Raw genomic sequence first — 26,305 nt, forward strand, 5'->3', positions numbered from 1 at the left:
GTCACCATGAAAAGATGGTTATACATGCTATTGCTGTTGTCTTATGCCTACGGCAGTTCGGCACAATCCCTTCCGCTGAAGGGGCGGGTGCTGGATGAAGGTGGGCAACCGCTGCCGGGCGTAACGGTGAAAGTGCTGGGCACCTCGTCCGGTACCAGCACCGACCCCAAAGGCGATTTTTCACTGAACACCCCGGCCGGCGCCCGGCTGGTTTTCAGCTTCGTCGGCTATCGTCCGGACACCGTGCCGGTCGGTAATCAAACCTTTATCCAGGTGTCTCTGAAAACCAATGTGTCTTCCCTCAGTGATGTGGTGGTCGTAGGGTATGGCACCCAGAAAAAAGTAAACCTTACCGGCGCGGTGACCCAGGTGTCTGCCAAAGCGCTGGAGAACCGCCCGCTGCCCAACCTGAGCCAGGGGCTGCAGGGGGTGGTGCCCAACCTCAACCTCGTGCCCGGCGACGGTAAGCCTACACAGGCTCCTGCTTATAACGTGCGTGGTATTACTTCCATCGGACAGGGCGGCAACGCGCTCGTGCTCATCGATGGCGTGGAGGGCGATCCCAGCATGCTCAATCCTGCGGACGTTACCAGCGTCACCGTATTGAAAGACGCGGCCTCCGCTGCCATTTACGGCGCCCGCGGCGCCTTCGGCGTGGTATTGTTCACTACCAAAACACCGGTGAAAGACAAACTGAGCGTTACCTACTCCACCAACTACTCCCTGAAAAAGCCCACGACCGTGCCGGACGTGGTCAGCGACGGCTATGAATACGCCAAAAACTTCAACGAAGCCTGGACCGCCTGGAACGACTATTCACAGGTGCCACAGAATATCAATAAAACACAACCTTTCTCACAGGCCTACCTGGCTGCGCTGAAGGAACGTGCAGAAAACCCCGGCCTGCCGAAAACAATCGTCAACGGCGCAGGTAACTATGAATATTACGGCAACACCGACTGGTACGACCTGTTATATAAGGACCATACCAGCGCTACGGAACATAACCTCTCCGTTTCCGGCAGCAGCGGTAAAGCCAGCTATTACATCACCGGCAGGTATTATGGGCAGGAAGGCTTGTTCCGCTTTAATTCCGACGACTATAAGATGTACAACCTGCGGGCGAAGGGCGCCATCCAGCTGTTCCCTTTCCTGAATGTGTACAACAGCACCGAGTTCTCCAGCAGGGATTATCACAACCCGCTCAATGTGGGCGAAGGCGGCGGTATCTGGCGTAACCTTGCGGACGAAGGGCACCCCTCCTCCATGCTCTTTAACCCCGATGGCACCCTCACTTACTCCGCCGCCTATACGGTGGGTGATTTCTTCTATGGTAAAAATGGTATTGACCTGAACAAACAGGTGTTCAGAAACACTACCGGGTTCTCAGCAGATATATATAAGGACAAACTACGACTGAAAGGTGACTTCACCGTACAAAACACGGCCGATAATCAAAAACGTTTGCGCGTGCCCGTTCCCTACAGCAACGCGCCGGGGGCCATCGCTTACGTAGGTCTCGGTTATAATGATCTCATGATGAGTAATTATAATACCCTTTATCTGGCCTCCAATATCTATACAGAATATGAAACACGCTTTGGTGATGCCCATTACTTCAAAGCCATGGCTGGTTTCAACTATGAGCAGTCTACCTACAAAGGATTCTCTACCACCCGTAACGGCCTTGTGTACAGCGACGCTAAAGACATGAACCTCGCACTGGGCACCAATATCAACACTGCCGGCGGATATGAACGCTGGGCTATCATGGGTGAATTCTTCCGTTTGAACTACGCTTATAAAGACCGTTACCTGCTGGAAGTTAACGGCCGTTACGACGGATCGTCAAAGTTCCCTTCCAGCCAGCGCTACGCTTTCTTCCCTTCCGTATCTGCCGGCTGGCGTCTCTCCAAAGAAGCTTTCTGGCATCTTCCGGAAACAGCAATTTCCGATCTGAAGATCAGGGGCTCCTACGGTTCTCTCGGTAATGGTAATATCAAATCCTACGCCTTCCAGGAGAAGCTGGAGATCAAACAATCCGGCAGGGTGATCAACGGCGTGCGTCCGCAGCAGACTACCCAACCGGTAGTACTGCCCGACGGCCTCACCTGGGAAACGTCTACCACCCGCAACCTTGGCCTGGATGTGGCGGCGCTGAGCAATCGTCTCACTTTTACCGGTGACGTATACACGCGGGTAACAAAAAATATGTTCACCGTTGGCCAGACACTGCCGGCCGTTTTCGGGACAGAGGTGCCCAAAGGCAACTATGCTGATCTGAAAACCAACGGATGGGAAATTGCACTCGGCTGGCGCGATCAGTTCAACGTAGCCTCCAAACCGCTGCATTACAGCGTTAACGCCACTTTGGCCAACTATAGCGCAGTGATCACCAAATACAATAATACCAACGATAAGCTGACCGACTGGTATACCGGTAAAAAAGTAGGTGAAATATGGGGGTATGTCAATGATGGTTACTGGACACAGGAAAACTATAAGGCTGCTGCCAAAGCGCAGGCGCTCTTCAAGGCTTCCAACTCCGGCCAGTGGCTGCCCGGCGACATCCGGTTCAAAGACCTCAACGGCGACGGTATCATTAATAACGGCGCCAACACCCTGAGCAATCACGGCGATCTGACCATCATCGGCGATTCTCTGCCGCACTACACCTACGGCATCAACCTCAGCGCCGACTGGAACAATATCTTCTTCAGCGTTTTCTTCCAGGGCGTCGGCAAACAGGACTGGTGGCCCGGAGCAGAATCTGATGTTTTCTGGGGACAGTACAACAGGCCGTACAACTATATGCCTAAATCGCAGATCGGCAACATCTGGTCTGAAGACAACCAGGACGCTTACTTCCCGCGCTATCGTGGTTATGTGGCGCAGAACAGCGCCGGCGAGCTTAAAGCACAACAATCCAAATACCTCCAGAACGCAGCCTACATCCGCCTGAAAAATATACAGATCGGCTACAACCTGCCCAAGGCGCTGATTTCAAGAGCCAGGCTCAATGCTGCCAGGGTGTTCCTTTCTGCTGAAAACCTCTGGTCCTGGTCGCCGATGTACCGCATCACCCGTGATCTTGACGTGGAAAGCATCGGCCGCTCCGATACCGTTACAGATTCCGGTAACTCCGGCAACGGGAACAACTACCCCATCCTGAAAAGTTTCACGCTGGGCCTCAGTGTTACGCTTTGATCATCATCGCTTACTATTAAAAGGATAAACTATGCAACAATATAAGAACGCACTTTCCAAAAGGGTAACCTGGCTGGGGCTGGTGCTGACGGCATGGGTGCTCACCGGAAGTTGCTCCAAAAACCTGGACCAGGTACCGGTGGATACCGCCACCAAAGACGCCATCTTCGGTAGCGAAGACGGAATGAAACTCTATTCCAATTCTTTCTATGACGTACTGCCGGGTATCAACGATATCTATAAGGCAGATAATATGGCAGACTACAGCGCTGTTAACGCCGTGCCCGACTTCCTGCGCCAGGGCGCTTATACCTCCCGGACCGCCACCGGCTGGGACTGGAAGAACCTGCGTAACATCAACTATTTCATCGCCAACTGCAACAATCCCAAAATACCGCAGGCCGTCAGGAACAACTATCTCGGACTGGCCCGTTTCTTCCGCGCCTGGTTTTATTTCGATAAAGTGAAACGGTTTGGTAATGTGCCCTGGATCGGTAAACCATTTGAGGTAAACGACGAGAACCTGTATGCAGGCCGCGATCCGCGCACCCTCATCATGGACTCCGTAGTGGCCGACCTTGATTTTGCTGCTGCCAACATCGCGCTGGCCAACGACCCTACCTGTAGCCAGATCACTAAAAACGTAGTCCTCGGGTTTAAGTCAAGGGTATGCCTGTTTGAAGGAACTTTCCGGAGGTACCAGACATCCTACAACCTGATGGCGACCGCACCTGAATGGCTGAAAGCTGCGGCCACCGCTGCAAAGGCCGTGATGGACAGCAAAGCTTTCTCGCTGAACCAGGGCGGCGGCACTACCCAGTCCTACCGCCAGCTGTTTATCAGCAACGCGCCGGTAGCGGCAGAAGTAATGCTCGCCAATATCGCCAGCGCCAGCCTGGGGGTATTCAACGATGCCAACTGGTGGTACACCAGCTCTACCTATGGCGCACGCCTGAGCTTCACGCGTACGTTTATCAATACCTACCTGAATATCGACGGCACGCCCTTCACCAATATCAACCGCTATGACACGCTGCCTTTCCTTAAAGAAACACAGGGCCGCGATAAACGCCTGCAGCAGACGATCCGTATGAGCGGGTATACCCGCACCAGCAACGGCGCTACCATTGCGGCGCCTCCGGTATTTTCGTATGTCTATACAGGCTATATGCCGATCAAATGGAGCCTGGATGATACCTTCTTTGATAACGGCGCCAATAATACCAACGCGATCAGCCTGATGCGCTACGCTGAAATCCTGCTCAACTATGCCGAGGCGCAGGCCGAACTGGGCCTGCTGTCGGATGACGACTGGAGCAAAACAGTAGGCGCTTTGCGTGCACGCGCGGGTATTACCAGCGGAACAACAGCCAGACCGGTTACCGTAGACGCCTATATGAAAGCCAATTACTTCAATGACATCACAGACCCGTCGCTGATGGAAATCAGGAGAGAAAGAGGGATTGAGCTGGTGCTCGAAGGCTTCCGCTTCTATGATCTGGTAAGATGGAAAAAGGGTGATCTGCTGGCCAAATCATGGAACGGTATGTACGTGCCGGCGCTGGATGTGCCCATGGACCTCAACGGTGACGGGGTGAATGACGTATACTTCTACAAAACGCCGCCGGCCAATCAGCAGAAGGGGATTACCTATATCAACGTGTCGGAGATAGCCAACAACGTAACGAACCCACAGCAGCTGAGTAATGGCAATTCCGGTGAAATCCACTGGCTGGATAATGTACAGAAGGAATGGAAAGATTACAAGTATCTTTATCCTGTTCCTTATACAGACCTTCAGTTGAATCCCAGGCTGGGACAGAATCCTGGTTGGGAGGAATAGTTGATCATTTAAAAAAGTTTCTCATGAAGAAAGTTGTTTTCTCATTTTTGGCGACGTTGTTGTGGCTGGCGGAAACGGTAACGGCTCAACGGATAAACGTGGCCACCTACAATATGCGCAACGACAATAACAAAGAAGATTCATTGCGCGGAGACGGCTGGGGACAAAGGTTTCCAGTAATTGCCTCCCTGATCAGGTTTCATGACTTTGATATCTTCGGCACGCAGGAATGTTTGTACCATCAGTTGGTGAACGTCAAAGACAGCCTGCCTGGATACGATTTTATTGGCATTGGTCGTGATGATGGAAAACGTGCCGGTGAACATGCTGCGATCTTCTATAAAACAGGTCGTTTCCAGTTGCTGGGTCATGGCGATTTCTGGCTGTCTGCCGTTACCGACAGACCCAATAAAGGCTGGGATGCGGTACTGCCGCGGATTTGTTCCTGGGGGCAGTTTAAGGATAAAAAGACAGGCTTTGTGTTTTATTTCTTTAACCTGCATATGGACCATGTGGGCGTGGTAGCACGCGCCGAAAGCGCGAAGCTGGTGCTGGCCAAGGTGAAGGAAATTGCGGGCAATAAGCCAGCGTTGCTGACAGGCGATTTTAACGTGGACCAGCATAGCGAGTCTTATGGCGTTATCCACAACTCCGGTGTGATGAAGGATGCCTACGAGGTGACGGCAGTACGCTACGCGCTGAACGGAACATTCAATTCATTTAAAAGCGACAGCAAGACAGACAGCCGTATCGATCATATCTTCCTGACAAAACAGTTTAAGGTCAGCCGGTATGGCATACTCACGGACACTTATCGCAGTAAGCGTCCGGAAGAAGTTGCGGCAGATGCTGCTAATTTTCCCAAAGAGGTGAAGCTCTCGAAATACATTGCCAGAGAGCCATCAGACCATTTTCCGGTGATGGCCGTGCTGGAGTACGGAAAATAACCCCCTTTAACTGTCATAACGGGCCCGCCTACACGGCGGGCCCTGTTTGTGTAACCAGCCGCTTATGCAAAAGCACTTGTTTTTTCAGTTGCTGGTAGCCCTGTTTTTTTTCGGTGGCTGCAGGCCGGCGCCGGAAGATTATATGGACCCTGCTATCGGCAACATCGCCACGTTATTGAAACCTACCCGCCCGGTTATCCAGTTGCCCAACGAAATGGTCCGCGTATATCCGTTGAGGAGAGACGGCGCCGATGATCAGATAACCGGTTTCCCGCTACAGGTGGCAGCGCACAACGATGGAGCGCTGTTTATCATGAAGCCTTCTTCCAGGCCGCTTTCTCCTGCCGAATGGCAGCGTTGCTGTACTTATGACCCTGTACAGGAGGTGATACACCCCTGGTATTACAGCACGATGCTGATAGAAGACAGCATCCGCGTGGAGTTTGCGCCCGGAAGCAAAACAGGTGTGTATCGTTTTTCTTTTCCGGAAAATGCCGACCGTAAATTATTATTCACTGCCCCATTAAATTTTTCGGGAAATACGTTTACTGCCAGGACATTTTTTCATGGTGATGTTCCGGTGTACGTATATGGCAGATTTAATACAGCCATAACGGCAGGGCTCGTGTCAGATACTTTATCCTGTGTGCGGTTCCCGCACCGGAAAGAACGGGTTGTTGTTTTACAGTATGCTATTTCCTATGTCAGTACAACACAGGCAAAGCAGCATTTTCAAAAGGAAATGGAAGGGCGTGACATGGAAACAGTCATTGCAGAAGGTCGGGGCCGCTGGCATGCGGTGGCTACCCAGGTGCAGGTGGAAGGCGGCACTGTGGCGCAACGCCGGTCATTTTATACTGCATTGTACCGTTGTCATGAACGAATGGTCAATATCACCGAAGATGGTGTTTATTACAGCGGCTACAATAAGAAAGTCAACCTGGCCCGCCGGTCTTTTTATGTAGATGACGCCACATGGGACACTTATCAGGCGTTGCATCCGCTGCGCATGATCCTGCATCCGGAGCAGGAAGAGGATATGCTCGACGCTTATGTGACGATGTATGAACAAAGCGGATGGATGCCCACTTTTCCGCGGTTGTATGGAGACCATCCCTGCATGAATGGTTTTCACAGCACTGTTATTTTCCTGGATGCCTGGCGGAAGGGATTGAAAATACCGCGGATGGCGGCTGCTTACGAAGGCATGAGAAAAAATGCGCTCAGCGCAACGATGCTGCCCTGGCGGAACGGACCCGCCGGCGCGCTGGACAGCTTCTACCAGGCAAAGGGCTATTACCCGGCATTGCGGCCGGGCGATACCGAAACGGTGGCCGGAGTGCATCCGTTCGAAAAGCGGCAGGCGGTGGCAGTTACCCTGGGGCATAGTTATGACGACTGGGCGCTGTCGCAGCTGGCGGCGGACCTGCACCGGTATGACGATCAGCGGCTGTTCGCCGCACGCGCAGAAAATTTCCGGCGGCTGTGGCATGACAGCGTTCGTTTTTTTCTGCCGAAAGACAATGCCGGCAGGTGGATCATGATTGACCCTGCATGGGATGGCGGCCCTGGCGGCCGTGATTATTACGATGAGAACAATGGCTGGACTTATCTCTGGGCGGTACAGCATAATATCCCGGCGCTGGTCCGGCTGATGGGAGGCGAAAAAGCTTTTGAACGGCGGCTGGATGAGCTTTTCCATACGGTGCCGGCTATGCCGCGCTACGATTTCTGGCATCGTTTCCCGGATGCTACCGGCCTGGTTGGACAGTTTTCGATGGGCAATGAGCCGGGGTTTCACATCCCCTATCTGTACAACTATGTAGGAGCTGCATGGAAAACGCAACGGCAGGTGCGCATGCTGCTGGACCTGTGGTTTAAGGATAATGTGTTTGGTATTCCCGGAGATGAGGACGGCGGAGGGATGAGTGCGTTTGTGGTGTTTTCTTCATTGGGATTTTATCCTGTCACGCCGGGCGTGCCTGTTTATGCTATCGGGAGTCCGGTGTTCCGTAAGGCTACGATTCGGTTACCTCAAGGTAAGCGGTTTATATTGATTGCGCGGCATTGTTCGGAGGTGAATCAGTATATCCGGCGGGCGTGGCTGAACGGGGAGATATTGCATTCGCCTTTTTTCACGCATCAGCAGTTGATGGAAGGAGGCACGCTGGAGCTGGAGATGGGACCTTTCCCTGAGAGGCGCTGGGGTGCGAGTATTCATGCGCCGCTTTGCAGGTGATAGAAATGAAAAACCCCGCCCAAAAGAGCAGGGTCTGTCCTATTTATCCCTATACCTATGAAATACGAATTTAATTATTCAGTGACGGTGCCTGCATCATTCAACAGCACTGCTTTGTCTGCACCATTGTCCTGAATGTTTACTTTGTAGTAAGCAGCTACATCTGCTCTCTCAATTTTCCAGCCATCTTTTATGGTGGCTGCCGGATATTTTGCTTTCAGCGTACCAGCCACTGATTCCGGCAGAGTTTGTGCGTCATATGCGCTCCTGGTGGCAATCCATTTGCCATCCGCGTCATACTCTGCTATTGTTTGTATGTTGTCTTTATGGAAACTTACGCTCCAGTGGCCTGCACTTGTCTTCTTCCACTTGGCGTCTGTAGTTCCGGCAAAAGTTTGATCAAAAGAACTTTTAACTGCTGCAGGTGCTTCCACCTTTTTCGCAACTGTTTTTGTTTTCTTGCCTGATTTTTTTTGCTGTGCAAAAGTTATGCCGGAAGTGATCAATACTGCACAAAAAATTAACGTCAACTTTTTCATAAATCAAGATATGGTTTATCCGCGTTGGGTTAAATTACTGACTTAGGTTTTTTCAATTCTTCCTGGCAAAGAGCTAAAACAATGCCAAAAACGTAAAATAAATACTCTTTATTGTAAATTACTAAAAAAATGATGAAAAAAAATTCAAAACCGCCGTTTTTGGGAAAGTTGCCCCTTTAGGTGCCGTCGTATTTTCTTAACTTCGCACAATTTTAATCAATTATTGTCTAAATAACATCAAAGGGCGGGGAATTGTTTTATGTCCAGCAAATATCAGGAATATAACCAACTGAATTTACCTCAGATAGAGAAAGATATACTTCAGCAGTGGGAGCTTCAGCAGGCTTTCGAAAAAAGCGTGGAAGTACGGGATGGCGCAACGCCTTTCGTATTTTATGAAGGTCCTCCCAGCGCCAATGGTTTACCCGGTATTCACCACGTGATTTCGCGTACCCTGAAAGACCTGGTGTGCCGCTATAAAACCATGAAAGGTTTCCAGGTGAAACGCAAGGGCGGATGGGATACCCATGGCCTGCCGGTGGAACTGGGCGTGGAAAAGAGTCTGGGGATTACCAAAAAAGACATTGGTACAAAGATTTCAATTGCTGAATATAACGAGACCTGCCGTAAAGAAGTGCTGAAGTATAAGGACAAGTGGGACGATCTTACCCGTAAAATGGGTTATTGGGTAGACCTGAAAGATCCTTACATCACTTTCGATAATAAGTATATTGAAACACTTTGGTGGTGCCTGCAGACACTATATAAAAAAGGATTTTTATATAAAAGCGTAAGCATTCAGCCTTACTCTCCTGCTGCAGGGACCGGACTTAGCTCCGCAGAGCTGAACCAGCCTGGGACGTACAAAAATGTAAAGGACACCACCATCGTGGCCATGTTTAAGGCCAGGAAAGCAGAGAATTCCCAATTCCTTTTTGAGGCTGCTGGCTCCGATGAGGTCTTTTTCCTGGCCTGGACCACTACTCCCTGGACGTTACCGTCCAACCTGGGCCTGACTGTAGGCGCCAACATAGAATATGTACTGGTAAGCACTTTCAACCAATACACGCACCAGCCGGTGAACGTGGTGATGGCAAAAGTGCTGCTGGGTAAATACTTTAAGGCAGAAGGTGAAAATGCAGATTTCGCAGCCTATAAGGAAGGCGACAAGGTAATTCCCTGGAAAATACTGACCAGCTTTAAAGGCAGCCAGCTGGAGAACATCCGTTACGAACAACTGCTGCCCTTTGCACAGCCGGAAGAAGGCGATCCTTTCCGCGTGATCATCGGCGACTTTGTGACCACGGAAGACGGTACCGGTATCGTACATACCGCTCCTGCTTTCGGTGCGGATGACAACCGTGTCGGGAAAAAATACGGCATCGGTATCCTGACGCTGGTGGACCGTGAAGGCAAGTTCACCGATAATGTAGGTGAATTTTCCGGCAGATATGTGAAAAATTATAAAGATGATCCGGATTACAAAGATGTGGATGTTGACATCGCAGTGAAGCTGAAGAAAGAGAACCGGGCCTTTAAAGTAGAAAAATACGAACACACTTATCCTCACTGCTGGCGTACTGACAAGCCGGTATTATATTACCCGCTGGATGCCTGGTTCATTAAGACCACCGCGATGAAAGACCGGATGGTGGAACTGAACAAGACGATCAACTGGAAACCGGCCTTCACCGGTACCGGCCGTTTTGGCAACTGGCTGGAGAACATGGTAGACTGGAACCTGAGCCGCAGCCGCTACTGGGGTACGCCTTTGCCTATCTGGCGTACCGAAGATGGCAGTGAAGAAAAATGCATTGGCAGCATAGAGGAGTTAAATACAGAAATCCGGAAAGCCAACGAAGTGCTGGGTGGGGACATCAACAAATCCTACCTGCATGAAGGTATCCTCGATTTACACAAACCTTACGTGGATGATATCATTCTTGTAAGTGATTCCGGTAAGCCCATGAAACGGGAACCTGATCTGGTGGATGTTTGGTTCGACAGTGGTGCAATGCCCTACGCGCAATGGCACTATCCGTTTGAAAACAGAGATTTGGTAGAGACCGGTAAAGCGTTCCCGGCTGATTTTATTGCTGAAGGCGTGGACCAGACCAGGGGATGGTTCTATACCCTCCATGTGCTGGGTGCGATGCTATTTGATAGTGTTGCATATAAAACAGTGGTTTCCAATGGATTGGTACTTGACAGCCAGGGCAATAAAATGAGCAAGCGGCTGGGCAACGTAGTAAACCCGTTTGAAACTATTGAGCAGTACGGAGCAGACCCCACCCGCTGGTACCTGATCACTAATGCTTCCCCATGGGACAGCCTCAAGTTCGACGTCAAAGGTATCGGCGAGGCACAGCGCAAGCTCTTCGGTACGTTGTACAATACTTATAACTTCTTCGCTATGTATGCCAACCTTGATAAGTTTACATACAGCGAAGCTTACATCCCCCTGCAGGACCGTCCGGAAATTGACCGCTGGATCATCTCCGTACTGAACTCCCTGGTTCGGGATGTAACCGCCTATTTTGATGATTATGAGCCTACTCAGGCGGGCAGGGCTATTGAGAACTTTGTGGATGAGCACCTGAGCAACTGGTATGTGCGGTTATGCCGCCGCCGGTTCTGGAAAGGTGATTATGGCCATGACAAAATCAGCGCCTACCAGACATTATACGAATGTTTGGAAAAAATTACACAATTGATGGCCCCGGTTTCCCCATTCTTCACAGACTGGATGTTTAATAACCTGAACCGAGTTAGCGGACGCTTCAATGTGCAATCCGTCCACCACACTGATTTTCCGGTGTCCGACGCGGCCGCTATCGATGCCGGTCTGGAAGAAAGAATGCAGTTGGCCCAGGATATTTCCTCGCTGGTATTATCCTTGCGTAAGAAGGTGAACATCAAAGTGAGGCAGCCCCTGCAGAAGATATTGATTCCTGTTTCCGGCAGCCACATGAAGGAGCAGGTGGAAAAGGTGGAAGATCTGATAAAAAGTGAGGTAAATGTCAAAGGGATTGATTATCTTACCGAAACGGGCGGTTTTATCAAGAAAAAGATTAAACCGAACTTCAAATCGCTCGGTAGCAAAATGGGCGCGAAGATGAAAGCTGTAGCTGCGGCCATTGGTGCATTTACAGATACAGACATCGCAGCTATTGAGCGTGACGGCCATTTCAACCTGGCTATCGATGGCGAGCAATTGCAGATACAACTCTCTGATGTTGAAATAATTTCCGAAGATATTCCTGGATGGACAGTCGCGAATAAGGGTGCTTTAACGGTAGCGCTCGATATTACCATTACTGACCAGTTGCAGGACGAAGGAAATGCACGCGAATTGGTAAATCGCATACAAAAAATCCGGAAGGACAGCGGCTTCGAACTGACTGACAGAATTAACGTGACGGTAGAGACTGTGGACATGCTGAAATCGGCGATTATAAACTATAATGACTATATTTGCACGGAAATTTTGGCAGATAGCTTGGATTTAGTGGAGCAATTACAGGGCGGAACAGAAATAGAGGTGAATGACCTTAAATTTAATGTATTAGTTAACAAAAAAAGCTAATCCCCCATGGCAACAAAAAAGAAGGTTGCTAGTAAATCGACCCAAAAGGTAGCTAAAGTGAAGAAAGCAGCACCACAAAAGGCTGCACCTGCGAAAAAGGCCGCCAAACCTGCTCCAGCGAAAAAGGCTGCGTCTGCCGCTCCTAAAAAAGTGGCCGCCGCCAAAAAAGCAGCAGCCAAGCCCGCCAAACCCGCAGCGAAAAAAGCTGTTGTAGTTAAAGCTGCAGCGAAGAAAACCGCCGCTACCCCCAAAACCGTAATTAAAAAGGCTCCAGCCGCAAAAAACAGTAAAACATCGTCCGTCCCGAAAGTTGCTGTACCTGCAAAGAAGACCGTTAAAAAAGAGCCTGCTGTAAAGCAGCAAGTGGTCACTAAAAGTGTTGCCGCTGAAAAAGAGAAACCATTAATTTCTAAGTCAGAAGAAAAAGAACTTAAAACAATGGCAGTAAAGAAAGCAGATACAAAGGAACAAGTTGCTAAGGTGAAAGAATCCACTAAAAAAGCAGCCGAGAAACCTGCCGTAAAGGCCGAGAAATCAGCGAAATCCGAGAAAACCGAAAAACCCGAGAAAACAGAGAAACCGGAAAAAGCTGAAAAAGCCGAAAAAGCAGAGAAAAAAGGTGGAAAGGCTTCCCAGGTTGCTTATCAGCCTGAATTTACCAAATCAGTGCTCGATCAGCCCGAACCAACTTCCGGCCCCCTTTACCGATATAGTGATGCAGACCTGCAGGAGTTCCGGGAACTGATCCAGAAAAAACTGGAGTTCGCCAAAAAGGAACTGGTTTATCTGCAAGGCCTTATTACACGCAAAGATGAAGCAGGTACTGATGATACCGAAAACAAATACATGAGCATGGAAGATGGCAGCGGCTCCCAGGAAAGGGAACAGCTGAACCAGATGGCCAGCCGCCAGATACAGTTCATCGACCACCTGGAAAAAGCCATGATGCGCATCGAAAATAAAACCTACGGCATCTGCCGCGTAACCGGCAAGCTGATAGATAAAGCACGCCTCCGCGCTGTGCCGCACGCCACCCTGAGCATTGAAGCCAAGCTGGCCAAGAGCAAATAAAAAATGTTTTACTATATAAACGAAAAACGGGATTTGAGCCATCAAATCCCGTTTTTCGTTTATAGGTCACTGTCATGCTCTAACAGTCTGCATGCTTCTTTTTGCTCAGCTGCCGCATCGCAAAATACACCAGCCCCGCGCCCGCCAGCCCCACAAGGCTGCCGATACCAATGTTGCGCGCCTGCTTTTTACTAATAGCGGGCAACCGGAATTTTTTGGACGGACTCGCCGGCGCAATATCCAGCAACGGCGCCAATGACAAACCTGTAATGATCTTGTCGGCAACCTTTTCTACATATGCCCGTTGATACTGTGGACAAAATGCAACACCGATGCCTGCTTCGGTCAACAGTTGGGTGTCCTGCTTACCATCTCCCACATAAATAATATTCTGCGTATGAATATTATATTGTTCTGCTACATACGGCAACACAGCGCTTTTGCAATACTCGCCATTCTTCAGAAAATAATCAGGCACTGTTAATTCTCCGGTGGCTACACTGTTGACTAAATGAAGTTTGTTCGCCAGCACGAAATCCATCCCCAGCTGATTTTTGATATGACGCGCTACCATCCCAAAGCCATCGGTGATCAGGCCGCAGGCATATCCTCTTTTCTTTAGCTCCTGCACTACCTCGCGGATACCCGGTATCAGCGGAATAGCGTCTGCCACTTCCAGCAGCTCCGCGATATTACGGCCTTCAAAAAGCGCTGCTGTCTGCTGCAGGCGGGTAAGCGGATCGGTTTCTGTAGCCATGATCCGCTGCATCTCTTCTTCCTGGTCAAAGGCTATAGCCGCCCACTGCAGATAGTTCTGCGTGAACACCGCATGGTCCAGGTTAAAGATGACCATCTTCTGCAACTTATCAATAGATTCGAGGATAGAATACTCCATCTGTTCCCTGATCAGGTTGATGTTGCCCAGTGTTTCCAGGTTTTCCTGCGGAATGTTTTCCGCTTTCCGCAAAATAGTTCTCGATACTTCACGCGACATTTTGCTCAGCTGTTCCCATGTCTGCATCGCGTTCTCTACCTTGCCGATATTGGATTCCACAATGCGGGCGCCCAACTGGTGCATGTCTATCAGCAACCCGATATCCACACCGTAATCATTTTCAAATTGTACCTGAGACAACATCGACTTGCGTCCTGCGATCATACCGCTCAGCGGTTGCTGAAAATGCGCGAGGTCGGGATACAGAATACTCAGCAGCGGCTTGGCCACCAGTTGCGTGACCCTGCCTGCCTGCCTTTCAAAGTAGGATTTGACGAAGTCTGCTTCGCCGCGCTCGATAGGATCTGTTAATAAGTCTACAATGTTATCAGGATAAGTAAGAATATCACCATCAACATAAGCGATGATTTCATGTTTGGCCGCCATCATACCTTCCCGCATGGAGATACCTTTCCCGCGCTGGCTGCTGGTAATTACCCGCACCTGCTCTTTCATGGCCTCTTCCACAGTATTGTCTGTGGAATTATCATCTACCACGATAATCTCGATTTTGCGTGTGGTCTTCTTTACGGTCTTTATTACCTGGCGTATGGTGGCCCCTTCGTTTAATACAGGAATTACGATAGAAATCATAGGAGTTCGCTATGTTAAAAGGTTAAAGAAATAAAACATGCTGCAAAGAGCTGGTTGGCATTATCTGATCGGGTATAACAAAAACAGTACCAGAAAAAACGGGGAGATGTAGGCCAGATAATGATTTTGGGATTTTTTGATTTACGGATTTTTGGATGTTGAATATTGTTTTTTTGAATCCGGCATGTTAACAACGCTGTGCGAATTCCCAAAATCAAAAAATCCGTACATCAAAAAATCCGTAAATGAAGACTATTTGAACTCCTGCATTTCTACCAGTTTATGGTAGATGCCTTCGCGGGATAACAGATCGTCGTGTGTGCCGCGTTCTTTGATTTCACCCTGGTCCATCACCACGATTTCATGTGCGTGCTGTATAGTGCTCAACCTGTGCGCAATCACAATCGTGGTGCGGTTTTGCATCAGTTTGTCGAGTGCTGCCTGTACCAGTTTTTCGGACTCTGTATCCAGTGCGGAAGTCGCTTCATCCAGGATCAGGATGGGCGGATTTTTAAAGATCGCCCTGGCAATGGTAAGGCGCTGGCGCTGTCCGCCGCTGAGTTTGAGACCTCGATCACCAATAGAGGTGTTGTACCCGTTTTCCAGCTGCTCAATGAACTCGTGCGCATTAGCAATCTTAGCCGCACGTATCACTGCTTCCCGGTCTGCTTCCGGATGACCGAAAGCAATGTTGTTGAACACGGTGTCATTAAACAGGACCGCTTCCTGTGATACCACGCCAATGAGGGAACGAAGATCGTTCAGCCGCAGCTCGCGTATATCGGTGCCGTCTATACGAAGTGACCCTTCGTTAACATCATAAAAGCGGGGAAGGATATCTGCCATGGTCGATTTACCCGCGCCGCTGCGGCCTACCAGCGCAATCATCTGTCCTTTGCGGATCGTCAGGTTGATGTCTTTCAGCACATATTGCTGATCGTATCTGAAAGAAACGTTACTGTATTCGATCTTGTCTTCAAACGTGCTGATGGCTTGTGCATTGTCTTTTTCCTGAACGGCAACAGGCGCATCCAGTATGTTGAAGATGCGCTCGCTCGCTACCATACCGCGTTGCATGGTAGTGATAGCGGTAGAGATATTTTTTGCCGGTTGCATGATCTGGGAGTAGAATACCAGGTAGGTCATGAATGTGGCGCCGGTAAGCAGGTCGCTGCCGTGCAGTACCAGCGTGCCGCCGTAAATCACCAGCACAATGACCACTACCACACCGAGTATTTCAGATACCGGAGAAGCCAGCTCCCGCTGATTGAACATGGATTTGCTGACACTCACAAAACGATGGTTGACATCGCCGAATTTTTTCTGCATGAAAGGCGCCGCTGTAAAGGATTGTATGATGCGGATACCTCCCAGTGTTTCTTCTGTTACGTTCAGTATTTTACCCAGCAGCTCCTGGCTGAACCATCCTTTTTGTTTCAGCTTTTTGGAGATATAGGATATCAGTGCGCCGGACACCGGGAAGAATACGATGGTAAAAACCGTGAGTTTGACAGACAGGTAAAAGAGCGCTGCAAAATAGCCGATGATGATGAAGGGATCGCGCAACAGGATTTGTATGGCATTCACCACGGAGCCTTCAATTTCCTGCACGTCGTTGGTCATCACAGACAGCAGGTCGCCCTTCTGTTTTTCGCTGTAATATCCCAGCGACTGCTCCGTGTATTTTTTATACAGGTTGGTCCGCAGGCGGGAGAGCATGGTCATCTTCATCCGTGTTACCACGCGGGCGCTCATATAGCGGCCCAGGTTGGCGACGGTGATACAAACGCCGATCACCGCACATACAAAGTACAGGGCGCTTTCTTTGGAGCCGCTGCTGCGGATGAAGTAGTTGAAGTAATAGTTAAAGAGATCGATGAAATAAGTGATGGTAAAAGAAAACGAAGGGCGGGCAAGCACTTCCGGCGTAGCCGATACCTGATCGAAGATCACATTCAGCAACGGAATCAGCATGGCGAAATTGACCATGCCGAAAATGATACCCACGAGGGTATATACAATGTATTCCGGAACATAATGATGCAGCGGGGTGGCATATCCCAGTAATCGCCTGAAAGTCTTCATTCCTGATGCTTGACGTTTTATTAGCAGGCAAAAATAGCACAATTAAGTGACCCCCTGCCCGCAAATAGGCCCAATCTTTCCCGGAAATGGTTAATTTCGCGTATAACAGGGCAGTTCGCGGCTGTACGCTGTTGACGGCAATATATCATAAATATATTATTATTGTGCATATGTGCTGTTTTGTTAACGATTAAAATTGAATGCAATGCAGGAAACTAAAAGGCAAAAGCAAATAGGACAATTAATACAGGAGGAGCTGAGCGATGTGTTTCAGCGGATGGGGTTCAATGTAGTGGAAGGAGGCATGATTTCCATTGCTGCTGTTAAAATGACGCCTGACCTGCTGGAAGCGAAGGTATATCTGAGCATGTTTCAGATAAAGTCTCCCAACGAGATGCTGGAACGCATCAAAGACAGGATGGGAGAAATTAAAAAAGCCCTGGGATTAAGGGTGGGCAAGCAACTGCGCCGCATGCCGGAGTTGTCTTTCTTCCTCGACGATACCCTCGATTATGTGTTTAAAATGGAAGAACTTTTCAAAAAGATAAAAGAAGACGATTCTCATATTAAAGGCGATAACCAATAATCAATTACGGACTACGGATTGCGAATTACAAATTGTGGCCTTTATTAGCCCATACTGTTATTGACTTCTTCATTCGTAATCCGTAATTCGTAACTCGTAATTCAAAAGCTATGGTTTGGCAGTTTGCTTCCCGTTACTTCAGGGCTAAAAAATCCACTAACGCGATCAATATCATTGCCTGGGTAAGTGTGGCTGCCATTGCGATCGGTACCGGAGCGCTGATCGTTATACTGAGCGTATTCAACGGCTTTGAAGGTCTGGTGAAATCCCTGTATTCCTCATTTTATCCGGCTATCAGGATTGCGCCGGCCAGCGGTAAAACAATGCTGCTGACGCCGGAACAGTTGCAGACGATCAGGCGTACGCCTGGTGTGGCCGCCTATTCTGAAGTGGTGGAGGAAAAAGCGGTGCTGCGCTATGGCGACGAGCCCACTATTGCAGTGCTAAAGGGGGTAGACAGCAGTTACAACCGGGTAACGGACGTGAAAGGCAACATTGTCCGCGGACGTTTTGATATAGGCGACGACGTAGCCTATCGCGCTGTACTCGGCCTGGAGCTGGAAGGCGCATTGGGCGTGGATGTAGTGCATAGCCTGGTGCCGGTGACCGTATACGTGCCCCGCAGGAATGTGAATGCTTTTGTGACCCCGGAAGACGCGCTGAATAACGGCGTCCTCTACCCTGCCGGCACTTTTGCCATTCAGCAGGAGTTCAACAGCAAATATGTGATTACCCATATCGATTTCCTGCGCCGGTTGCTGGAGATGGGCGCCAACGAGATGTCGGCCCTGGAGGTGGCAGCGGCGCCCGGTGTAAACCAGAACGAGCTGAAGGGCCGGCTGCAGCGGCAGCTGGGGGCGACTTACAAAGTGCAGACCCGGTATGAGCAAAACCAGTCGCTGTACGCAATCATGCAGACCGAAAAATGGGCGGTGTATGTGATCCTGAGCTTTATTATGATCATCGCCGCTTTTAACATGATAGGTTCATTGTACATGCTGGTGATTGAAAAAGAGAAAGACATTACTATCCTGAAAGCGATGGGCGCCCGTAAGTCATTGATAATGAGAATATTCTTGACGGAAGGGCTAATTATTGCCGGAATCGGCACTTTGCTGGGATTCGTGCTGGGCGGCAGTTTCTGCCTGTTGCAGCAGTATTTTGGCATTATCAGGCTGGAAGGCACTTCGTTCCTCGTAGATGCGTACCCTGTCAGTATGCACCTGGCGGATTTCGGGCTGGTGCTGGTGACCATTGTGGTGATAGGCCTGGCTGCCAGCTGGTACCCTGCCCGCCGGGCCGCAGTAGAGGCAATCTCCCTGAAAGCAACGTGACTATTTAGATATTTTGATATTTGGATATTTTGTTATTTAAAAAAAGCAGCGGGACTTTATCATTAAAGTCCCGCTGCTTTTTTATTAAAAATCTTTCTAAACTCAGATAAATATCAAAATATCCAAATATTAAAATATCAAAATATCAAAATATCAAAATCCGTAAATGATTAATAGTCGCCGAGTGTTTCAGGCAACTGAGCCAGTGCTTTGGCCAGTTGTTCGTCGCTCGGAGCGATACCATGCCATTCGTGGTGACCTTCCATGAAGTCTACGCCTTGTCCCATCACGGTTTTCATGATGATGGCGATAGGTTTGCCCTGGCCGGTGAGGCTTTTGGCTTTTTCCAGGGTAGCTACGGTTTCGTCCATATCGTTACCATTCATGTGCAGCACGGTCCATCCGAAAGCTTCGAATTTAGCGCCTACGTCGCCGAGGCCGGCTACGTCGTCGGTGGTACCGTCGATCTGCTGGCCGTTGAGGTCCACGGTGATGATCAGGTTGTCCACTTTATGGTGTGGCGCAAACAGTACGGATTCCCAGATTTGGCCTTCTTCCAGTTCGCCGTCGCCGTGCAGGGAAAAGACGATGCCTTTATCATTGTTCAGCTTTTTGCTGAGTGCCGCACCGATGGCCACGCTCATGCCCTGCCCGAGGGAGCCGGAGGCGATACGTACGCCGGGGAGGTGTTCGTGGGTGGTGGGATGGCCCTGAAGGCGGGAGTTCAGTTTGCGGAAGGTGGCGAGCTCTGTTACCGGGAAATAGCCGGAACGGGCCAACGCGCTATAAAAAACAGGGGAGATATGCCCATTGGAGAGAAAAAACAGGTCCTGGTCACGGCCGTCCATGTCGAAAGGCTGGGGATTATGCTTTAAAACCTTGAAGTACAAGGCGGTAAAGAAATCGGCGCAACCTAAAGAGCCACCGGGGTGACCACTTTGAACACCATGTACCATTCGTACAATATCTCTTCTGATCTGGGTAGCAATATCCTGAAGCTGTGGCATGATAGTTGAGTGATTTTGTGCCGCAAAACTAATTGATTTCTTAGATTTTGTGACGTTGAATGTTTGTTTTTGCGGTTCCAAAGTATTAAAAATCCTGATTTTTTCAGTGTTTCTTTTACATATTTGATTGAAATAAATATCTTTGCAAAACTTAAGCCCCACTAATGGAGAATGTTTTAATTGCTACCGTCCTGAGTTTTGTGGTAACCTATTTTTCTATTCCGATACTTATCCGGGTAGCGGAATTAAAGCATTTGTACGACGAACCAGACGAAAGAAAAGCACATAAACAGCGCATACCAACGCTTGGAGGGATCGGCTTTTTCTCCGGTTTCATTATTGCGGCTGCAGTTTGTGTTCCGACATTACAGAACTCGCCATTTCAGTATATGATGGCGGCCTTTTTTATCATCTTCATGGTGGGCATGAAAGATGACATTGTCGGTTTGTCTCCACTGAAGAAACTTGTCGGCCAGCTCATTGCTTCTTTTGCCATTATCTATCTTGGTAATTTGCAGATCAGCGGGATGTACGGTTTCCTGGGCATTACCACTTTGCCTTCCAATATCAGCCTGATGCTGACTTACTTTTACTTTATTGTTGTGATCAATGCGTTCAACCTGATCGACGGGGTGGATGGTCATGCCGGTAGTATTGGTTTGCTGGTAAGTGCTGTGCTGGGAGCTTATTTCCTGCATGTGGGCGAACTCACTTACGCCGTGCTGGGCTTTGCCCTTGCCGGTGGACTGGCGAGCTTCCTGATATACAATATTTCCCCTGCCCGTATTTTCATGGGCGATACCGGTTCATTGCTGATTGGCCTGGTAAATGCGGTGCTGGTGCTGAAGTTCATTGAGGTGGCAGGTAACCCTGCCGGCAAAATGCCTGTCAACGCCACTCCTGCAGTGGCTATCGCCATTTTGATTGTGCCGCTTTTCGATACCCTGAGGGTGTTTTCCGTACGTATGCTGCAAGGCCGCTCTCCCTTTTCTGCGGACCGCAACCATATTCACCACTATCTGCTGGACCTGAAGCTGGACCACCGGCAGACGACCCTGATTTCTGTGAGCGTAAACGCTGCCTTTATCGTAGCGGCCTATTTCCTGCAGGGACTGGGCACCACCGTACTGACTATCCTGGTGGTAGGTGCTGCGACCACCTTTACAGGTGTCCTGTACCTGGCCCGCAGGCGGAAACAGGCTGTTAAAGTGGCGGTTACCACCATCGCACAGCCTGCAGCGCAGAACGCAACCGCGCCTAAAATCCTGCGTGTCACCACAGGGGGCGTCTTACAGGATAAATAGCCTGAAAACTGCTATATCCATTCTGTTAGCCATTCTTGTATCCGTTACTTTGATGATTAAAAGAAAACCTGTAGGTTTGCAGGCACTTAACTATTTATGTTATGCAAGATGATCTAATGCTTATCCAGGATGATGCAGCGGACTCGATGAAAAAAGCGATCGGGCACCTGGAACAGGAACTCACTAAAGTAAGAGCTGGTAAAGCCAACCCCCAGATATTGGACGGTATTACCGTAGACTACTATGGTGCTCCTACTCCGCTTAACCAGGTTGCTAACGTCGCCATTGCCGACGCCCGTACCCTGACTGTTCAGCCCTGGGAAAAAAATATGCTGCAGCCCATCGAACGGGCCATTATCGCCGCCAATATCGGCATCAACCCTCAGAATGATGGTATCATTATCCGCCTTTTCCTGCCACCGCTGACTGAAGAAAGAAGAAAAGAATTCGTGAAAAGAGTGAATAACGAAGGAGAACAGGCAAAAGTAGCTATCCGGAACATCCGCCGTGATGCGATCGAAAGCATCAAAAAACTGCAGAAAGACGGATTGAGCGAAGACACCGCTAAAGACGCGGAAGCCGATATTCAGGCACTGACTGATAAACACATTGTGCTGATCGACAAACACTGCGAAGCGAAAGAAAAAGAAATCATGGCCATCTGATTTTATTATTAGGTTAGTTTATTGTTTTTTTATTTAAAATAACCCAATAGATAAAACAGCCAAATAATTGAATAAACAGCGGAGAGATACACCTGGTGCATCTCTCCGCTGTTCTTTTATCAGGAAGCTGTTTTAGCCCGGTTTACCAGGTACACGCCCAGCAGGATAATACCCATACACAACACCTGCACCCAGGTAACGGTTTCATGCGCCAGCATACCCCAGCCAATCGCTACTACCGGTAACGCATAAGTGACCATGGAGGCAAACATGGAACCAGCCCGGCGAATCAGCAGGTAAAATAATACGGCCGCCACACCGGTGCCCATCACACCCAGTACCAGGCCTGCCGATAAAGAACGCCATGGGGCATGGTCTGTGGCAAACTGCGGGAAAAAATCGCTGAACCATAACACAGGAAAAGTTACCAGTCCACAGAAAAACATGGCAATAGATCCCAGCTGCAGCGAGCCAAACCCTTTCAGGTAATGATGCACCAGGCTGATATTGGTTCCGTAGCTGACAGTCGCCGCTACCACCAGCAGGCTGTAATACCAGTTGCCGCCGGTGCTGATCCCCCTGGAGCTGAAAAGCAATACCACGCCTGCCAGTCCCACACATACACCCAGCAGCTGCGCTTTTTTGATCGGACTTTTGAAGATGATTAACCCCGTTAACAATGCCATCAGTGGTGTCAGTGAATTCAGGATGCCTGCCAATGAGCTGTCTATGCCCGTTTCGGCCACACAGAAAAGGAAAGCAGGAAGACCGTTGCCCAGAATACCGGAGAGGATAATCACCGGCAGCTTATTGACCGGCGTTTGCCGGATGGCCTTCGGCAGAAAAGGCAATAACGCCACACCTGCCGCTACCAGCCGCAAGCTGGCTACCTGATAGGGCGTAAAGGATTCCAGGCCGATTTTCATCAAAATAAAAGAGCTGCCCCAGGTGAGCGACAGCAACAGAAAAACGCCCCAGTGGGCAAATTTGTGGTTCAAAGTGGCATTTTTTAAGAATACAAAATTGAGAATATAAGTGTATTACGCAAAATATAAATCGTTTGAGATGCAACACTTCTGGGCTGATTTTGTTAAATTCATTGGTAAGAATGTAAATCCATGAGTAAAATCAAGTTGTCATCCATCAGTACCACCGCACCCAAAAAACTGGATAAAGAAAAGACCAAAGCCGCCACACAGGAAATTTTACAGGAACTGGACGAGTTGCAAAATCTGTTGTACGCCCAGCATAAACACTGTGTATTAATGGTGATCCAGGGCATGGACGCCAGCGGAAAAGACGGGGTCATCAAAAATGTGACCGGCACCCTTAACCCGCAAGGCTGTACGGTGCACTCCTTTAAAGCACCGACCCCCGAAGAAGCGGACCATGACTTCCTTTGGCGCGTGCACAAACAAACGCCGGGCAGAGGCATGATACAGGTGTTTAACCGCTCCCATTATGAAGATATCCTGATCCAAAGGGTGCATGAATGGATTGACGAGAAAACGGCACGTAAGCGGATGACAGCTATCAACGATTTTGAGAAGTTGCTGACCGTACACAACAACACACATATTCTGAAGTTCTACCTGCACGTGTCAAGGGAAGCCCAGCAGCAACGCCTGGTTGAGCGCACGGAAGATCCCCGGAAAATGTGGAAATATAACGAGAATGACCTGGCCGAAGCCAAATTGTGGGACCAGTACATGGCCGCATATGAAGACGCTTTCAGATACTGTAACGATATTCCGTGGATCATTGTACCTGCAGATCACAACTGGTATAAGGAATATATCGTGGCACTAACGCTGAGGGACACACTGAAATCACTGAACATGAAATATCCCCGTTTGAAGAAATAATAGATTAATAATTAAGCAGTTCTGTGATTATACATTATTTTCGTCGTCATATTTTAACCAAAATAAAACCTTGCATTTATGTCGTTTATCAAAGAGTTTAAAGAATTTGCCATGAAAGGCAATGTAATGGACCTGGCCGTAGGTGTGATCATTGGTGCTGCCTTCGGTAAGATCGTTACATCACTGGTAGACAATATCATTATGCCTTTAGTGGGCGTGGTAACTGGTGGCGTGAATTTTACAGACAAATTTGCCTACCTGGACACCAGCAAGGGTACTGATTTTCCGTCACTGGCAGCTGCAAAAGCAGCCGGGGCTAACGTATTCGCCTATGGCGCCTTCATCCAGAGCGTGATCGACTTCCTGATCATCGCATTCTGTATTTTCCTGTTGGTGAAGTTTATGAACAAACTGACAAAAAGAGCAGAACCCGCACCGGCAGGTCCTACCGCCCAGGAACAACTGCTTATGGAAATCCGTGACGAGCTGAGAAAAAAATAAACTCTCTTTATATTACAGCACAGTATTCAGTTGCTCTCCTGCCGGAGAACGACCGGGTACTGTGCTTATATGTTAATCTAAAAAAGTATCATTGATGAGAAAATTTGCTTTGTCCATTGCCTGTTGTTTACTGGGTTTTATAGCAGTGCAGGCGCAAAACGACTGGATAAAGGCCCAACGGGATGAAACCGCAAAGAAGATCAAAAAAGACGACAGCGACACTACGGTTAAGATCTGGAAAAAAGGCCTTAACCTGAATGTGAACATCAACCAGGGAACCCTGACCAACTGGGCTGCCGGTGGTGACAACTTCACCTTCTCGCTGGGATCTACCGTATATGCGTACGCGTTTTACAAGAAAGGACGCCGTGCATGGGACAATGTCGCTGACCTGGCTTACGGTTATATCCATACCACCAGCCTCGGCGGACGAAAAGCCGATGACCGTATTGACCTTACCTCCAAATACGGGTACGATATCGGCAGGCATTGGTATGTAAGCATGCTGGGCAACCTCAGGACACAGTTCACCAACGGTTACCTGTATCCCGCAGACACCACGCCGCAGCTGTCGTCCAAATTCTTTGCTCCCGCTTATGTATTGCTCTCCCCGGGTTTTGACTATAAACCAGTGCCTGAGTTTTCGCTGTTCCTCTCTCCTGCCACTTCCCGCTTTGTGTTTGTAATGGATGATAGCTTGTCTGCACACGGCGCTTATGGCGTAGATACCGGCAAACACTTCAGGTATGAAATCGGCGCTTACCTGTCTGCCAATTATATCAAAACCATTGCAAAGAACATTACCTATAAAGGCCGGCTGGACCTGTTCTCCAACTACCTCAACAATCCGCAGAATATTGTGGTGTTCTTTACCAATGCGTTGGAACTGAAGGTGAACAAATACATTGCAGCTACCCTCAATGTAGATATGATATATGATGATAATGTAAAAGTATTTGAAAATAAGAAGACCGGAGTAATGGGGCCCCGACTGCAGGTCAAGCAGGTGCTGGGGATAGGCTTTGCCGCCAAGTTCTGATTCGCCGGAATTTTGTTACTTTTGATATTACGCAAAGGCGCGAAGGCGCAAGGCAACAAAAGGTCTTTGCTGCTTTGCGCCTTTGTGTATAAAACATTATCAACGTGAGTGAACAGGTTTCCTATAAAATAAAACTTCCGCAGTTTGAGGGTCCTTTCGACCTCCTGTTGTTCTTTATAGAACGCGATGAGCTGGATATCTACAATATTCCGATCAATACCATCACACAGGAATTCCTCGACTATATCCATCATATAGAGTCGCTGAATATTGAACTGGCAAGCGAATTCATCCTTTTTGTGTCTACCCTGATGCGGATCAAGGCCAAAATGCTGTTGCCCCGCAAAGAGCTGGACGAACAGGGGAATGAGATCGACCCGCGGATGGAGCTGATAGACAAGATCCTGGAATACAAGCGTTATAAGCAGGCTGCGGCGGAACTTGCCGAAATGGAAGCCGAACGTATGCTGCACATCAAACGGGGCAATATAGCCAAAGAACTGGCCGAAATAGGCGAAGTCACCAGCGAAGGGACAGAGATACAGACCCTTACCCTGTTTAAGCTGGCGCAGACCTTCGAAAAGGTGATGCAGCGCATGAAAGCGCGCGACCATAAGCCCCAGCACGTGGTATACAAGTATGACTATACCATGGAAGGCTCCAGGATGTACATGGAAGAACTGGCCAGGGCCGAACGCACCCTGTCATTCGAAAAAATATTTGATCACTGTAAAGACCGGGTACATGCCATATTCCTGTTCCTCAGTATGCTGGAACTGGTACAGATGAAGCACCTGGGGATTATGGTGGGAGAAGGCAGAAACAACTTTATTATTGAATATATCGATCCGGAGAACAGGGAGGAAGAACCTGCCGGAACGCTAATAGACGGTTAACAG

General features: G+C 49.1%; 20 protein-coding genes. 14 read left to right on the forward strand and 6 right to left on the reverse strand.

The genetic code is table 11. The features are described from left to right. Positions 1-6: 6 nt before the first annotated feature. The 4 genes from HF324_RS02555 to HF324_RS02570 all read left to right on the forward strand — a co-directional run bounded on the left by HF324_RS02555 (position 7) and on the right by HF324_RS02570 (position 8,236). Positions 7-3,207: a SusC/RagA family TonB-linked outer membrane protein gene (locus HF324_RS02555; protein ID WP_168809193.1), complete on the forward strand. Its 3,201-nt coding sequence runs from the start codon at positions 7-9 to the stop codon at positions 3,205-3,207. Positions 3,208-3,238: 31 nt separating this feature from the next. Beyond that, positions 3,239-5,050: a RagB/SusD family nutrient uptake outer membrane protein gene (locus tag HF324_RS02560; RefSeq protein WP_168809196.1), complete on the forward strand. Its 1,812-nt coding sequence runs from the start codon at positions 3,239-3,241 to the stop codon at positions 5,048-5,050. A 23-nt stretch (positions 5,051-5,073) separates the two neighbouring features. Next, complete coding sequence (locus HF324_RS02565) at positions 5,074-5,997, forward strand: endonuclease/exonuclease/phosphatase family protein (RefSeq protein WP_168809198.1); 924 nt, start codon at positions 5,074-5,076, stop codon at positions 5,995-5,997. Positions 5,998-6,061: 64 nt separating this feature from the next. Then, on the forward strand, positions 6,062-8,236 hold the full coding sequence (locus tag HF324_RS02570; RefSeq protein ID WP_168861866.1) for a GH92 family glycosyl hydrolase: 2,175 nt from the start codon (positions 6,062-6,064) through the stop codon (positions 8,234-8,236). Positions 8,237-8,310: 74 nt separating this feature from the next. Here HF324_RS02570 and HF324_RS02575 read toward each other — a convergent pair whose 3' ends face one another. Then, a complete protein-coding gene (locus HF324_RS02575) occupies positions 8,311-8,775 on the reverse strand; it encodes a PepSY-like domain-containing protein (protein ID WP_168809202.1) in 465 nt (154 codons plus the stop codon). Between the two features lie 259 nt (positions 8,776-9,034). On the opposite strand from HF324_RS02575, the gene ileS reads away from it, so the two are divergent. After that, entirely contained in the window at positions 9,035-12,361 is a 3,327-nt protein-coding gene (gene ileS, locus HF324_RS02580; RefSeq protein ID WP_168861867.1) for an isoleucine--tRNA ligase, read from the forward strand. Here ileS and HF324_RS33510 read toward each other — a convergent pair. Further along, positions 12,358-12,855: a hypothetical protein gene (locus HF324_RS33510; protein ID WP_258539405.1), complete on the reverse strand. Its 498-nt coding sequence runs from the start codon at positions 12,853-12,855 to the stop codon at positions 12,358-12,360. The two genes, ileS and HF324_RS33510, sit on opposite strands and share 4 nt — an antisense overlap. Here HF324_RS33510 and HF324_RS33515 point away from each other — a divergent pair. Then, positions 12,842-13,432, forward strand: a complete 591-nt coding sequence (locus HF324_RS33515) for a TraR/DksA family transcriptional regulator (RefSeq protein WP_258539406.1) — start codon at positions 12,842-12,844, stop codon at positions 13,430-13,432. The two genes, HF324_RS33510 and HF324_RS33515, sit on opposite strands and share 14 nt — an antisense overlap. 79 nt (positions 13,433-13,511) lie before the next feature. On the opposite strand, the gene HF324_RS02590 is transcribed toward HF324_RS33515, so the two are convergent. Both HF324_RS02590 and HF324_RS02595 read right to left on the reverse strand, forming a co-directional pair. After that, the gene (locus tag HF324_RS02590; protein ID WP_168809208.1) at positions 13,512-15,020 is read right to left on the reverse strand and encodes an HAD-IB family phosphatase; all 1,509 of its coding nucleotides are present in this window, start codon (positions 15,018-15,020) and stop codon (positions 13,512-13,514) included. A 252-nt stretch (positions 15,021-15,272) separates the two neighbouring features. Further along, positions 15,273-17,105, reverse strand: coding sequence for an ABC transporter ATP-binding protein (locus tag HF324_RS02595; RefSeq protein WP_168861868.1), 1,833 nt, complete (start codon positions 17,103-17,105; stop codon positions 15,273-15,275). A 205-nt stretch (positions 17,106-17,310) separates the two neighbouring features. Between HF324_RS02595 and rbfA the strand changes: the two genes are divergently transcribed. Together rbfA and HF324_RS02605 are read left to right on the forward strand one after the other, a co-directional pair. Next, positions 17,311-17,691, forward strand: coding sequence for a 30S ribosome-binding factor RbfA (gene rbfA / locus HF324_RS02600; RefSeq protein WP_168809218.1), 381 nt, complete (start codon positions 17,311-17,313; stop codon positions 17,689-17,691). A gap of 110 nt (positions 17,692-17,801) precedes the next feature. Then, positions 17,802-19,025, forward strand: coding sequence for an FtsX-like permease family protein (locus HF324_RS02605; RefSeq protein ID WP_168861869.1), 1,224 nt, complete (start codon positions 17,802-17,804; stop codon positions 19,023-19,025). 170 nt (positions 19,026-19,195) lie between these two features. Here the strand turns inward: HF324_RS02605 and HF324_RS02610 are convergent, their stop codons facing one another. Beyond that, positions 19,196-20,032 carry a transketolase gene (locus tag HF324_RS02610; RefSeq protein WP_168809222.1) on the reverse strand — a complete coding sequence of 279 codons (837 nt, stop codon included), beginning with the start codon at positions 20,030-20,032 and terminating at the stop codon, positions 19,196-19,198. A gap of 164 nt (positions 20,033-20,196) precedes the next feature. Here HF324_RS02610 and HF324_RS02615 point away from each other — a divergent pair, with 164 nt between their 5' ends. Both HF324_RS02615 and frr read left to right on the forward strand, forming a co-directional pair. Continuing rightward, positions 20,197-21,336, forward strand: a complete 1,140-nt coding sequence (locus tag HF324_RS02615) for a glycosyltransferase family 4 protein (protein ID WP_168809224.1) — start codon at positions 20,197-20,199, stop codon at positions 21,334-21,336. A gap of 101 nt (positions 21,337-21,437) precedes the next feature. Beyond that, positions 21,438-22,001, forward strand: coding sequence for a ribosome recycling factor (gene frr, locus HF324_RS02620; RefSeq protein WP_168809226.1), 564 nt, complete (start codon positions 21,438-21,440; stop codon positions 21,999-22,001). Positions 22,002-22,120: 119 nt separating this feature from the next. Here frr and HF324_RS02625 read toward each other — a convergent pair whose 3' ends face one another. Next, positions 22,121-22,999, reverse strand: a complete 879-nt coding sequence (locus HF324_RS02625; RefSeq protein WP_168809228.1) for a DMT family transporter — start codon at positions 22,997-22,999, stop codon at positions 22,121-22,123. Between the two features lie 120 nt (positions 23,000-23,119). Between HF324_RS02625 and HF324_RS02630 the strand changes: the two genes are divergently transcribed. The 4 genes from HF324_RS02630 (at position 23,120) to HF324_RS02645 (ending at position 26,302) form a co-directional block, all read left to right on the forward strand. Next, positions 23,120-23,866, forward strand: a complete 747-nt coding sequence (locus HF324_RS02630) for a PPK2 family polyphosphate kinase (RefSeq protein ID WP_168861870.1) — start codon at positions 23,120-23,122, stop codon at positions 23,864-23,866. A 78-nt stretch (positions 23,867-23,944) separates the two neighbouring features. Then, positions 23,945-24,367 carry a large conductance mechanosensitive channel protein MscL gene (gene mscL, locus HF324_RS02635; protein ID WP_168809232.1) on the forward strand — a complete coding sequence of 141 codons (423 nt, stop codon included), beginning with the start codon at positions 23,945-23,947 and terminating at the stop codon, positions 24,365-24,367. Positions 24,368-24,461: 94 nt separating this feature from the next. Then, positions 24,462-25,406: a DUF3078 domain-containing protein gene (locus HF324_RS02640; protein WP_168861871.1), complete on the forward strand. Its 945-nt coding sequence runs from the start codon at positions 24,462-24,464 to the stop codon at positions 25,404-25,406. 104 nt (positions 25,407-25,510) lie between these two features. Next, a complete protein-coding gene (locus HF324_RS02645) occupies positions 25,511-26,302 on the forward strand; it encodes a segregation and condensation protein A (protein ID WP_168809237.1) in 792 nt (263 codons plus the stop codon). Positions 26,303-26,305 lie beyond the last annotated feature (3 nt).

The organism is Chitinophaga oryzae, from assembly GCF_012516375.2.
GTDB classification, from domain to species: Bacteria; Bacteroidota; Bacteroidia; order Chitinophagales; family Chitinophagaceae; genus Chitinophaga; species Chitinophaga oryzae.